The sequence below is a fragment of the Thalassomonas actiniarum genome (genome assembly GCF_000948975.2).
GTDB lineage: Bacteria > Pseudomonadota > Gammaproteobacteria > Enterobacterales > Alteromonadaceae > Thalassomonas > Thalassomonas actiniarum.
The window spans coordinates 3,932,224-3,945,275 of the sequence record NZ_CP059735.1 but is presented as its reverse complement, the minus strand read 5'-3'; the positions used below and the strand labels follow the sequence as shown (position 1 = coordinate 3,945,275).

At 47.2% G+C, this 13,052-nt stretch carries 9 protein-coding genes; all 9 read left to right on the top strand.

Annotated elements, in window-relative coordinates; all coding sequences use genetic code 11:
- Window positions 1–6: 6 nt before the first annotated feature.
- A complete protein-coding gene (locus tag SG35_RS17110) occupies window positions 7–1,719 on the top strand; it encodes an EAL domain-containing response regulator (protein ID WP_044831687.1) in 1,713 nt (570 codons plus the stop codon).
- An 80-nt stretch (window positions 1,720–1,799) separates the two neighbouring features.
- Window positions 1,800–3,593, top strand: coding sequence for a CHASE domain-containing protein (locus tag SG35_RS17105; protein ID WP_084692577.1), 1,794 nt, complete (start codon window positions 1,800–1,802; stop codon window positions 3,591–3,593).
- Window positions 3,594–3,639: 46 nt separating this feature from the next.
- Window positions 3,640–4,059: a response regulator gene (locus SG35_RS17100; protein WP_044831686.1), complete on the top strand. Its 420-nt coding sequence runs from the start codon at window positions 3,640–3,642 to the stop codon at window positions 4,057–4,059.
- A gap of 120 nt (window positions 4,060–4,179) precedes the next feature.
- Entirely contained in the window at window positions 4,180–4,920 is a 741-nt protein-coding gene (locus SG35_RS17095) for a rhomboid family intramembrane serine protease (protein WP_044831685.1), read from the top strand.
- Window positions 4,921–5,061: 141 nt separating this feature from the next.
- A complete protein-coding gene (locus tag SG35_RS17090; RefSeq protein ID WP_152646526.1) occupies window positions 5,062–5,514 on the top strand; it encodes a GNAT family N-acetyltransferase in 453 nt (150 codons plus the stop codon).
- A gap of 203 nt (window positions 5,515–5,717) precedes the next feature.
- Window positions 5,718–9,464 carry an ATP-binding protein gene (locus tag SG35_RS17085; RefSeq protein ID WP_084692598.1) on the top strand — a complete coding sequence of 1,249 codons (3,747 nt, stop codon included), beginning with the start codon at window positions 5,718–5,720 and terminating at the stop codon, window positions 9,462–9,464.
- Window positions 9,461–10,081, top strand: coding sequence for a hypothetical protein (locus tag SG35_RS17080; RefSeq protein ID WP_044831684.1), 621 nt, complete (start codon window positions 9,461–9,463; stop codon window positions 10,079–10,081). The genes SG35_RS17085 and SG35_RS17080 overlap by 4 nt, the downstream gene beginning before the upstream one ends.
- A gap of 29 nt (window positions 10,082–10,110) precedes the next feature.
- Complete coding sequence (locus SG35_RS17075; RefSeq protein ID WP_044831773.1) at window positions 10,111–11,379, top strand: hypothetical protein; 1,269 nt, start codon at window positions 10,111–10,113, stop codon at window positions 11,377–11,379.
- A 110-nt stretch (window positions 11,380–11,489) separates the two neighbouring features.
- Window positions 11,490–12,704: an EAL and HDOD domain-containing protein gene (locus tag SG35_RS17070; RefSeq protein ID WP_044831683.1), complete on the top strand. Its 1,215-nt coding sequence runs from the start codon at window positions 11,490–11,492 to the stop codon at window positions 12,702–12,704.
- Window positions 12,705–13,052: the final 348 nt, after the last annotated feature.

The window sequence follows — 13,052 nt, the reverse complement described above, 5'->3', positions numbered from 1 at the left end:
TGGCTTATGGACGTGCTGATCGTTGATGATGACTCCTTTGACCGTCAACATATTAAAAGAATATTAAACCGTGGCACCACTTGCATTATCGATGAAGCAGAAACCGTCGATGAGGGGTTGGAAAAAATAAGACAGCGATTTTATGATGTTATCTTGCTTGATCATACTTTTCCTCAGCGTAACGGCATTGAATTACTGCTGGAACTAAAAGGCGAGTCTTTTTTAAACCCTATTGCCATCGTAATGATGAGTAACTCGGAAGATGAGTTGCTGGCACTGAATTGTATCAAGGCCGGGGCGCAGGACTTTATCAGCAAAACCGAGATCACCCCCTTTCGCCTGCACCGGGCGATCATCAATGCCCAAACCCGCTTTACCCTGGAACAGCAACTTTATCAGAGCTACCAGGATGCCAAAATATTGTCCGAGCACGATAGCTTAACCGGCCTGGCGAACCGTGTTCGCTTTGATGAGTCGTTAAAAGTAGATTTGAAGGCCTGTCGCAGGCGAAACAGCCTGCTGGCGCTGATTTTAATCGATTTGGACCATTTTAAATTTATCAATGATCAATATGGCCATGATACCGGCGATCAGTTGCTGATCAAGGTGGTTAACCGCATTCATACCTGTCTCAGGGGCAATGAGTTATTTTCCCGCCTCGGCGGCGATGAGTTTGCTATTACTTTGCCCAATATGACGACTGTCACTGAAGCCAGCCTGGTGGCGAAGCGTATCCTTAAAGTGCTGGTTAAGCCTTTTACTATCGACAATGAAACCATTAAAACCGGTGCCAGCATCGGCATTTCCATTTACCCCAGTAACGGCAACAGTGCCAAAGAGCTGTTTAAAAATGCCGATATCGCCATGTATCGGGCCAAAGGGCTGGGACGTAACCAGTTATCGTTTTTTGAAAAAGAAATGCAGCGGCAGTTTTTGTTTAATTATGAAATAGAGCAAAAGCTGGCGGTGGCATTGGAAAAAAATGAGTTTACCCTGTTATACCAGCCGATCATTAACCCTGAATCGGCCAGCATGACAGGGGTGGAGTCCTTGATCCGCTGGGAAAGCGGCAGCGAGATTTTGTCGCCGGAGCAGTTTATTCCCGTAGCGGAGAAATCCCGGTTGATTAACGGTATCGGACGCTGGGTAATATCTAAAGCTATCAAGCAGTTAGGTGACTGGGATGAAGCCAGCGATCAGCCTATTTCGATGTCGATAAATTTATCCCCGGTGCAGTTATCGGACTCAAAACTGTTGCAGTGTATTGAAGATAATTTAGCCCGGCATGATATTTTACCCGAGCGTATTGAGTTTGAGTTGACAGAAACCGCCTTGTTGGCGGATGTGGCCCAGTCAAGCATGATAATCCAGGCGATTAGCGATCTCGGCTGCCGTATTGCCCTTGATGATTTTGGTACCGGTTTTTCCTCCCTTTCCCATTTAATGAAATACCCCATAGATACGGTAAAAATTGATAAATCCCTGTTATTAAATGAAACCGGCACGTCACCGAATAAACGCCTGCTAAACGGTTTAGTCTTTATGATCCGTTCATTAGGGCTGCAAACGGTACTTGAAGGGGTTGAGATGAAAAAGCATCTGGAATTAAGCCGGGAACTGGCCGTTAATCGGATCCAGGGCTATTATTTTGAGCGGCCGATCTCAGCCGGTGAATTCAGTCAAAAATATTTGAGTGCCAGCGATGTGACTCTCATGTAAAGCAAAATATCAGATTAATCGTCAGGTGGCGGCCCGGATAAGGAAAATAGCTTAGCTAGAGATAAGAGCAGGGAAAGCGTATGGATAAAGCTTTGCAAGAGATACAGTATGCTGATCATAACATCGGGTGTCAACAGCGGCCTGACGCCATCGAGCAAAGAAAAAAGTTGGAACATGCCGGAAATTTACATTGGGTACACTACCTGGTTGTGGCACTGTCAATTTTGTTGACCCTGGGGGCCTGGTACTTTTCAAAACAGCAGGTATTGCAAAAAGTTGAGCAGCAATTTGAACGTGAGGCGGAGCAAACGATAGAATTGATTAAAGAGCGGATGGAGCTTTATGAAAATGCGCTCTGGGGAGGCGTATCCCTGATAGATTCTAACGGCAGCGATATTTCTTATCAGCAATGGTCTGCGTATGCCAATAGCCTGCATATAGAGAAAACTTATCCCGGCATTAATGGTATAGGAGTTATTTTTAATATTCATCCCGATCAATTAGCGTCCTATTTGCAAAAAATACGGCAAAACCGTCCTAATTATCAGATTTTTCCCAGGCATAATAAGCAAGAGTTTTGGCCGATCACTTATATTGAACCCGAGCAGCCGAATCGTAAAGCGGTGGGCCTGGACATGGCGTTTGAAAGAAACCGTTATGCCTCGATTATTAAAGCGCGGGACACCGGAAAAGCACAATTGACCGGGCCTATAACCCTGGTACAGGATGCAAAACAAACCCCCGGTTTTCTTTTTTATACCCCTTTTTATCTTGACGGTCGAAAGCCGGCCACAGTCAGTGAGCGACAACATTATATCAAAGGCATGACCTATGCTCCTTTTATCATGGATAAGCTGATGCAGGGCACGTTGGCGGAGCATAAACGCCATGTGGCGGTGCGTATTTCAGATAACAGCGAAGAACTTTATTATGACCGTCAAACCGATCCTGAGCCTATGTTTAAGAAAAAAGTCACTGTGCCTATGTACGGGCGACAGTGGCATTTTGATATCCGCTCCAATTTAGGTTTTCGACAGGCGGTAGATAACAGCCAACCCAACTTTATTTTGATAGGAGGTATTATCATAGATAGCTTGTTGCTGGGGTTGTTTATTTTCTTATCCCGGGCGAACCGTACGGCGTTATTTTATGCGGATCAGATGACCGCTGAGCTGGAAAGCAAAACCCGTAACCTGGAAAAGTCCAACCGGGATCTGGAAGAGTTTTCCTATGTTGCCTCCCATGATCTTAAATCGCCGTTAAATGCCATTAAGCAGCTGGTGGGCTGGCTTGAAGAAGACTGTAGTGAGTTCATCCCCGATAGCTCCAAGGGGCACCTGCAGTTACTCAAGCAACGCAGCGAACGCATGATGACCTTATTAAATGATCTGCTGGCCTATGCCCGTATCGGCAGCTTAGTTTATGATGATGAAGAGGTTGATCTTAAGGAGATGGCAGCTGATATTTTTGCTTTTCTTGATGCCCCTGAAGGATTTTCCTGCACGGCTCCCCGGGTTAAGCTTAAGATTGCCCGTATTCCGTTTGATTTTGTGATAAGAAACCTGATTTCCAATGCCATTAAACATCATGACAAAAGTGTCGGTAATATCACCATCAGCTACCAGCAAAAAAATGGCTTTCACCAGATCCGGGTGCAGGATGACGGCCCGGGTATTCCCCCGCAATTGCATAAAAAAGCGATGGAAATGTTTCAGACCCTCAGACCCAGGGATCAGGTGGAGGGCAGCGGCATGGGGCTGGCCATGGTCAATAAATTTACCGAGCACCAGGGGGGGAAATTAACCATAGACTCAGACGGCAGCCGGGGCACCGGGATTATTGTGTTGTGGCCAGTAGATCCGGCCAATACATGATTTTGTTTTGAACAGGATGGTAAAGGCCAGGCATCGGGAGAAGCAGATGGATGATATGAAAGAAGTGACACTATTTCTAATTGAAGATGATGATATCGATGCCATGGCGGTAGAGCGCAGCTTGAAAAAACAAAAAATTGCCAACCCGGTAAAGCGGGCTTATGACGGCGTGCAGGCACTGGAAATGTTGAAGGACGGGGTCGTCAGCAAACCTTTTACCATTTTGCTTGATATTCAAATGCCGAGAATGAATGGCTTGGAGTTTCTCACCGCACTCAGGGCAAATGAGACATTCGCCGACAGTGTTGTCTTTGTATTGACTACTTCCAAAGCCGAGCAAGATATTATTCATAGTTATCAACATCATGTTGCCGGTTATTTTGTTAAAAATGAAGCCGGAGCAAACTTTCGCGACTGTATTAATATGCTGGACAGCTATTGGAAGATAGTTCATGCGCCTATCTAAGCAGGCCGGGCAGAGATAAGTCCGCCCGCTTTACTGAGCCATTCGGGGAAACATTCGCCCTGGTGCGGTAATTGTCGTCGCTCTCTTGATAAGTTTTCTTGCTGTCCCTATGTTTTATTCATGAAGGATGAAAAAAACATATTGCAAAAAAGCATACTCATGGGCGCCTTATTCACTTTGGTATTATGGTGGATAAAATTGTGCGAACACTTTTTTGGCTGGAGCCTGGTTTCTTTTGGGGTCTATCCCTTATCCTTGCCTGACTTAACCGGTATTGTCTTTGCTCCGCTTATCCATGGCTCATGGGAGCACTTGATCAGTAATACCTTACCGATCCTTATCCTGACCAGTATCTTGTGGTACGGTTACCCCAAATCCCGGCTGCGGGTATTGATTTTGATCTGGTTGCTCTCCGGGCTTGCGGTATGGTTTCTCGGTCGCCCCAGTTATCATATCGGTGCCAGTGGCATTGCCCACGGCCTGTTTTTTTACCTTTTTATCGGTGGTATCTTACGGCGGGATAAACGCTCTGTCGCTTTGCTGATGGTGGCTTTTTATATGTACGGCGGCATGATATTTACCATTTTCCCCCAGGCCCGGGAAATTTCCTTTGAATATCACTTTTTTGGCGCTTTATCCGGGGTTTTGTGTGCCATTGTCTTTAGGAAGGTGGATCCCAAGCCGGTAGTAAAACGTTATGACTGGCAAGATGAAGATGAAAATACCCAGGTACCTGAAGATGACCTGATAGGCGATCTATGGCAACAAGGGCAAGGAGCGGCCAATGACAGCAGCGAAGATAGGCAAGCGCTTGACCACAAAGAAGAAAAAACACATGGCAGCCCGGACAGGTCTCTATAAAAAAATAAGCACCGCTTGTTTGCGGTGATATCTGGGGTCAGGTGATTTTATCCGGGATTTCTGCTGCAGATATTGCTAACCTTGCTGTTATCCTTTTGGGCAAATACCCTTTTAGTAAAAACGGCGACGCAGGACGGTTCGATGAAAATACAAGCAGCATCCGCTTCCCAGTATCAGGCTCATATGGATCTGGTCAGTAAAACCTATCCCGAGGGGATAGCCCGGGCCCATAATATTCCCCTGGAAACGGCGCGTGAATTGGCGAAAAAGCATACGGTTGATGATTTGCCCCTGGGGGCAAAGACAGCGGGAAATTATTTTTATGTCTTGCTTGAGGGTGAGCAGGTGCTGGGACATCTGTGGTTGAAAGACTTTAATGCCACTTATTTATGTCTTTTTGATATTCATCTTTATGAACCCTATCGTGGTCAGGGATACGGTAGTCAGGCCATGGCCTGGATTAAGGATAAGGCCAAAGCATTAAATTGTCCCTCTGTCTGGCTGCATGTCTTTGGTTTTAATCAGGACGCGATTCGTTTTTATCAAAAAAACGGCTACGGCATTACCGAAGTGAATATGCGTCTGGATCTGTAATAGTCTTTGCCGTTAAGGCTCTGCCTGTCGCTGGCTAAGCCGGCTGTTTTCTCGCCTTAAACTGGTCTTTTTTAAACGCTTGCTGATGCTAAATAAGGCAATTGCCGCTGCAGGCTAAAAAATTTTTTATGCTAACTTGTTTTGTGTTTATTTATCTATAAGATGTGCGTTTTATTGTTTTTGCGCTTATCTTTGAGGTCTTCATGGGAAGTCTACGCCGTATTATCCTTATTCATACCCACTTACCCGGAGTGGTTGAATTAGCCCTTGATGGCCATACCAATATCTGCGGCACCAATGCCTCGGGTAAAACCACCTTGCAGCGCCTGGTGCCGGTCTTTTACGGGGAACTGCCTTCGAAAGTGGTACCTAAAACCCGTAAGAAATTCGATGATTTTTATTTGCCTTGTGATAACAGTTACCTGGTTTACGAGTACCAGCGTGAAGAAGGCAATATCTGTCAGGTGGTACTGACCAGCAAAGCCAAGGAAGGGGTAAATTATCGCCTCATTGAAGGGGCTTTTACTCATGATCAACTGTTAGTGAAAGATAACCAGGGCAAGGTGAATGCCCTGAGCCAGGAGTTATGGCTGAAGCAGTTAAAAGGGGCAGGCATTTCCTATTCCCATAAAATCGGCGCCACCAGCGAATACCGGGCCATTATCCAAAACGATGTCAGCATGATCCGCGGCAATTCCAAAGATGCCTTAAAACTGCGTCAGCTAGCGGGACGTTACTCCCTGGTTTCTTCGCGCCATAGGGTGCGCCATATTGAAAAACTGGTCAGTGCGGTGCATGCCAAAGAAGGCAAGATGGATACCTTGAAATCTATGCTGGCGGCGATTTTTGAAGAAGATGGTTTAGTCCAGCCCACTACCCGGGTAAAAAATACCAAGGCGCGGGAATGGATCAAGCAAATTCGTCAGTCGATGCGCCTGGAAGGTTTACAGGCGGAGCAGGATAAAATTGAGCTGCTGGCACAAAAGCTTAATGATGTTGAGCTTAAACTGTTTCAGCTGCGCCCGTTATTAACTGAAGATCTCGGGCAAAATACCACCGAAAAAGCCGATGTTGAGCAAGGTTTAGCCCAGCTCAAACAAAGCTTATCCCGGATCAAAACCGAGTTTAATGATAAGGAAAATACCTTAAACAGCCGGTTTAGTGAAGTTAATGCCGAGCTGGAAGTGATAGGCACCAGGCTTGATAATATCCAGCAGCAATATGACAGTTACCTTGACGGTGATATCGACCAGCTGTCAAAAGACAGTGAAAACTTGCCGTTATGGCGGGAGAACCTGCAACAGCAGCAAGAGCAATATCAAATCCTGCTGGAGCAATATGGCGATTTGGAAAAGCAGCTCAATCAGCAGAAAATTACCCTCAATGAATCGCTGGAACGCCTGGCCCAGAAAAACCGGAATAAAATTAAAGCGATCGAAAGCGAGCGGGAAAATGTCCGCAACAGTCAGCTCGATAAACAGTCGGCTTTTAATGATGATTATCAAAAACGCAGCGATGAGCTGAAACTCGGTTTTGATCAACAATTACATCAGCAGCAGGAAATCATGACCCGTTTGCTGGTACAAATCGATAATGTCGGGCCAACCAAGCAGGAACAGGAAGACAGCCAGCTTGCCGATACCCGGCTTGATTATGCCCAGGATAAGTGGCGCGAGGCCAGTAAAAGCAAGGAAAGGGCGCAGCGGGAGTGGCAACAGGCGCGCCAGGTACAGGATAAGGCACAAACCGTACTGGAGCAAAGCCGGACTTTTCACCATAAAGCGCGCCAGGAATTACAGCAGCTCGAGCAGATGTTAAATCCGGAGCAGGGCAGCTTGCGCCATTATTTACGCACTCAGCTGCCGGGCTGGGAAAATAGCCTGGGCAAGGTTATCGATCAAACTTTACTTGAGCGCAGCGATTTAAATCCCCAGCTTGCCCCCGAAAGCCAGGACGGACTTTTTGGTGTCAAGCTGGCGTTAGCTGCGGTTGATGCCCCTGAATATGCCCAGGATGAAATGGCCCTGCAAGAGCGCCTGACACAGGCCCAGAGCCGGGTCGAGCAGGCGAGAGTCGAGCAGGAGCAGGCGGAAAAAGCCCTGACCGCCAGCCATGAACAGGTGAAACAGCTGCAGGAGATAACCCAGCAAGAGCAGCGCAAGCTTGATGATGCCGATCAGGAAGTCTCTTATGCCCGGGAAAGTAAAAGCCGCCTGGCACAAAAACATAAAGAGGCGATCAGCGCCCGGCAAAGTTTATCCCGCCAGGAATTGGCGAGTGCCAAAGAGCGCCATCAGCAAATTTGCAGCCAGCAGCAAAGTAGTTTGGCCAAACTTAAAGAAGATCACCAACAGCAATTGCTGGAATTTAAAGCGGACTGGCAGGAGCAGATTGATCTCTTTAACGAGCAAATCCATGAATTAGAAGTCCAGGTGGATGACAAGCGCGACAGCAACCGCGCCCAGATCAAACAGCTGGAGCAGGCCTTTAACCAGGAGCTGAGTTCAAAAGACATAGATCCCAATACCCTGAAACAGCTGCAAGAGGGAATTAAAACCTTAAAAGCGGATATCTCTCAGGTATCCGGCCGCCAGGACGAACTTCGGGAGTACCGCAACTTTATCAGCCAGGAGTGGCAAAAACAGCGCCCCGGCTATCTGGAGAAAGAAATTGCGCTTAAATCCGATGCCGAGTCATTGCGCCTTGAGCTGGACCAGCACAAAGCGGCTTATCGCAGCCGGCAACGGGAAATAGAGTCACAGCGCCAGCAAGCCCAGCAGTTATTGCAGGAATATACAGGTTTTATTGCCCAGTTGCAGCCCCTGGTGAATAAACTTGCCGAGCTTGATTTTACCGCGTTAACGCAAAGCAGTGACTTAAGTACTCTTGAAGATGGCCAGGGAGGGGATCTCAGCGAAAGGCTCAGCCGCGCCCATCAGGGACTGGAGCAAAGCGTCAAGTTCTCACGCGAGTTAAAAGAGCGTCTTAATGATTTTGAAAGCCAGTTGACGCGGGATGCCCAGGGGCAGTTTCTCGGCCTGATGGAAAGCGAGTTTTCACGGCTCGAGCCCGACTGTGATGTGCGTTTAAAACTGCCGGTTTTTGACGGTTTGTTGAAAATACTGGCGGATCAGCAAAGGCAGATACTGGAGCAGGGGGAAACCATAGGCGGGGATCTGCATAAATTTTTCACTGTCTTTAGCGACATCAACCGCCGTATTGCCGGCCAGAGCCAGCGGCTGACCCAGGCGGTGGCGGATGATTTAAACCTTGACGGTATCAAACGCTCGGAGGTGAAGATTATCTCCACCGTGGACGAGCTTAACTTCTGGCAGCCGCTGAAACGTTTTGCCGGTTTGTTTGACGACTGGTGTTTATCCGGCAAGCAGCTGCCGGGGGATGATTATATCGATGCCTTGTCGGATGTGGTGGACCTGCTGCGCAGCGATGCCAGCTACTCGATTGAATCCCTGTTAAGGCTGGAACTGCATTTAAATGAAGCCGGCACAGATTTAGTGATTAAAAATGACCGTCAGTTGCTGGAGTCTTCCAGTCACGGTATGGCCTATTTGATCTTATGTAAGTTCTTACTGGCCTTTACCCGGTTATTGCGCGGCGATGCGGATATCGTCATCAACTGGCCGATAGATGAAATCGGCACTTTGGCATATCATAATGTCGAAAAATTATTCAGCGCCTGTGACAGTAATAAAATTGCTATCGTCGGCGCTTTCCCGAATCCTGAATCCGATGTTTTAACTTTGTTTAAGCACAGGTACCTTATCGATAAACAGAAAAAGCGATTGCAACGCATTGAGCCTAAATTAAGCCGTATTGCCGAGCGCCTTTCCTCAAAAAATAAGTCGCAAAATAAGTCACAAAGCAGCGCCGGGCAAGCGCAACAAGCACAAGAAAACCTGGAAAACACAAGCCCTGAGGTGAATGCATGATAGAACACGGCCCCTTATTAGAACGTTTACTGGCGGGACAAAGCATCTGCGCCGTAACCGATGAAGAAGCCTTTCGTCGCCTCCAGGATGAAGTTACCCGGGAAGAGCTTAACCATTACCTGCGCCCCCTTAACCGCCGCCTTGCCCAGAGCCAGGATGGCAGCGTCTTTTTCCTGGCCTACCAGGAATTAACCTCGGATGCCCGGGAACATTTAAGCCGCGAGTTTAAACAAACGATACAGTCTTTACTGCCGCTGCTGGAATGGATGCAGCTGGTACAGGAGTGCCTGGGCCGGGACAGCGCCTTAAGCGCCGGTGATACCATCAAACTGCAGGAGTTTGTCCTTAAAACCGAAGACAACCAGTCGTTAAGGTTACGCCTGGGTCAGCTGGCCAGCGATCGTTATTTCAAATCCGGCAGTGACAACCTCGATACCCAGTTAAAACTTATTTTTAAACGGCTTAAAGAGAACGGCTATTTATTCCAGCCTCATAAAGACAGGCAATTTTATGTGGTCACCGGAAAAATAGAGCAGCTGATCGAACTGGTGCGTTTTATTAAAGACGAAGAAAGCCTGCCGCTGGAACAAGAAAGCGAGCAGGAGTCTTTGTTTTGAGGCAGACCGGTTTGAGCACAAAAGAGCCAATGGACAAAAACAGCAAGCAGTCCCCCCAGAGCCGGTTGCAGGCCCTTGGGGTTGAGCGCTTATCCCTGCTGGGTAAATACGCCCAGCCGCTGATGCAGACCTATATCAGCGGTTATTTTGACGAAACCTCAGTCTCCGAACAGGCCCTGGATAAACTGATCAAGGCCAGGCTGTTATGGCGTCCGGACGAGCAGGAAGCCTTATGCCTGCGTCCCGGCGTTAACGGCTTGATCGCCAGTCTCACCGAGGATGAACGCAAGCGGCAGATCAACGCCGATATTGCCGGTCAGCTGGATCAAATCCGCACCCGGGTGACCCATTACCAGGATGCCCAATACCGGGGAGATTATGCCGCCAGCGAACATCACTTCCAGTTATTGACGGAAAAAGTCCATGATATGACCGGGCAGTTTAGTGATGCTATCGCCAGTTTATGGAACCGGCTTAATTCAGATTTTGGTTTTGTCAGTAACCTGGCGGATAAAATCCGTGAAAATGAACTGGCGCAAAAACAATTAAGGCGCTTGCTCGATGGTTTTGAACTGATCGATTTTAATGAAATGATCGAGCTGGCACAAAGCAACGGCGCCTTGCGTAAACTGCTGGTGAGCCAGTTGCAGGTGAGTATCAGCGATCATGCCAGCTCCTTGCTGGAAGTGCAAAAGCGCCTGGTTGAACTGATGGCAAGGTTCCGTCAGCAGCAGGAGCGGGTGCAGTTAATCGCCAGCATGAGTGCTTTTTTAAAGCAGCATCCCAATTTCCGGGTCGGAGATTACGCCAATCGCTCTAAAGTCCCCGAACTGGTTAATCAGGCCAAACCCATTATTGCCAATGCCGCCATTGGCCTGGACCGCAGCGGCGATACGGAAGTGTTGGCGGAGCTGGTGCGGGAAATTCCGATAGAGCACCAGGGGCAGGTACAGATACCGCAAAGCGGCGGCGAGTTTGAGTTAGTCGATGAAAGTCTGCTACAGGCGCGCGAACAGGCGCTCAAAGAAGATGTTGAAAACTTTTTTATCGCTATACTAGATACAGCCCCAGGAGAAGCGCGGGGGCTTAGTGCTTTGGAGTATTTACAGCAGCGGCAGCTGGACTGGGATGCGGAAATCTGGTTATTCCAGGTGATTGCTGAATTTGAAGGACTGGCAACGGAATTTCGCCGCAGTTTTATTCTGGAAAAATGTACCCGGGAGTTAGATCCTTTTAATCAGGTAGATATTATTTATGATCTAAACTTGAGGGTGAATCAGGGTCTTGTGCTCAAATAAACGGTTATTTATACTAATAATATATTAATTATTAACATTAAATCAGCATTTAGCGTAAGCTGATGTCGAATAATGGTTATAAATTTTCGTAGGGACCCTAGTTTAATCAGATGCAAAGTACATATATTGCCAGACAGGCTATCCTGGATAGGAAGTCCAGAACCATAGGTTATGAATTATTATTTCGGGATAGCCAGGATAATAAGTTTCCAGAAATCGACCCGGATATTGCCAGTGCAAAACTCATTATTCAGAACCATATTCATGGTGATATTGCCGCATTGACCCTGGGAAAAACGGCTTTTATTAATTTCACCGAATATTATTTGATCAATAAATTTCCCCTGCTCTTTGACAAAAAAACCATTGTCATTGAGCTAGTGGGGCATGAGTTTCCCACCGAGCGTCTGATTAAAATCATTAAATATTATCATGAAAAAGGCTATAGAATTGCGCTCACTGAATATGATCTGGCTGAGCACTGGGACGTGTTGTTGCCTTATTTGTATCTGATCAAAATCGATGTTAAAAAAATCAATATCAAACGCCTCAGGGCTTTGATTGGCAAAGCCCGCTCACATGGGGTACTGCTGGCGGCGGAAAAAGTGGAAACCCGCTATCAGCTGCAATCCCTGGCGGAAGTGGGTTTTAACTATTTCCAGGGGTTTTTCTATCATGAACCGGAAATTGTTACCGGGCAGACCCTGTCACCGATCAAGGCACAAATGCTGAAGCTGATCAGCGAGAGTGCGAACACGCCGCTGAACTTTGATGCCATCGCCGAAATCCTGGCCCATGATGTGAATCTCAGCATAGGTTTGCTGAAAATGGTCAATAATGTCTCCACCGGTACTAAGGTGGCGATCACCTCGATCAAGCAGGCGGCGGCTTATCTGGGAGAAAAGAAATTAAAGCAGTTTGTTGCCATCTTAGCTTTGTCTAAACTGAGTAGCGAATGCACCGATGAAATCGCCAAACAATCTTTGATCACTGCCCGCTTGATGTCGGAGCTGGCACAAAAAAGTGATTTTAAGCAGGTAAAAGATTTTGCCTTTATCACCGGCTTGCTAAGTGCTATGGAGGTGATTTTGGCGATGCCGATGGCAGATATTTTGCGTACCATGCCGCTGGCAAAACCGATAGAAGAGGCGTTAATTCACCGCAGCGGTTTATTGGGTAAGTTGTTGTCTATGACCAGCCATTATATTCTTGGCGATAATGGCAGCTTAATGGAAAAATTCAGCGATTATTCCCTGACGGCAGAGCTGATCCAGCAGGAATTTGTTTCTGCCAGTAAATGGTGCAGTGAGTTAACCCGGGCCTGAACAAGCCGCTGTTTTTCGTCTGCCTGGCTAAGGGACAATGCCGGGCGGGTTCAATAAAGTATAAGTCACCTAAGCGAAATATCTGTAAATAAAAGCTTTTTTATAGTTGTAGTTTTTTTGAACTGCCAGTATAGTGGGTGTTGTTGCTATTATGTAAAGGAAAGGTAGCACTAATGATATGCTCTGATCAAAGGATTGATTAATAGCGTACCGTTATTAAAGCAGTTTACCGGGGAAGCTGCCGGCAAATATTTCCGCCTGGCGGGGATACTCTTGTCTGTACCCGGTTGAGCAAAAGGGATTTTTGCACGGTAAACTATCAGCAATCCTGGATTAGTGAAGATCACA

Excerpts from the sequence above, each read along its gene's own strand:
- SG35_RS17110 (WP_044831687.1), top strand. The coding sequence starts at position 7 with ATGGACGTGCTGATCGTTGATGATGACTCCTTTGACCGTCAACATATT.
- SG35_RS17105 (WP_084692577.1), top strand. The coding sequence starts at position 1,800 with ATGGATAAAGCTTTGCAAGAGATACAGTATGCTGATCATAACATCGGG.
- SG35_RS17100 (WP_044831686.1), top strand. The coding sequence starts at position 3,640 with ATGGATGATATGAAAGAAGTGACACTATTTCTAATTGAAGATGATGAT.
- SG35_RS17095 (WP_044831685.1), top strand. The coding sequence starts at position 4,180 with ATGAAGGATGAAAAAAACATATTGCAAAAAAGCATACTCATGGGCGCC.
- SG35_RS17090 (WP_152646526.1), top strand. The coding sequence starts at position 5,062 with ATGAAAATACAAGCAGCATCCGCTTCCCAGTATCAGGCTCATATGGAT.
- SG35_RS17085 (WP_084692598.1), top strand. The coding sequence starts at position 5,718 with ATGGGAAGTCTACGCCGTATTATCCTTATTCATACCCACTTACCCGGA.
- SG35_RS17080 (WP_044831684.1), top strand. The coding sequence starts at position 9,461 with ATGATAGAACACGGCCCCTTATTAGAACGTTTACTGGCGGGACAAAGC.
- SG35_RS17075 (WP_044831773.1), top strand. The coding sequence starts at position 10,111 with ATGGACAAAAACAGCAAGCAGTCCCCCCAGAGCCGGTTGCAGGCCCTT.
- SG35_RS17070 (WP_044831683.1), top strand. The coding sequence starts at position 11,490 with ATGCAAAGTACATATATTGCCAGACAGGCTATCCTGGATAGGAAGTCC.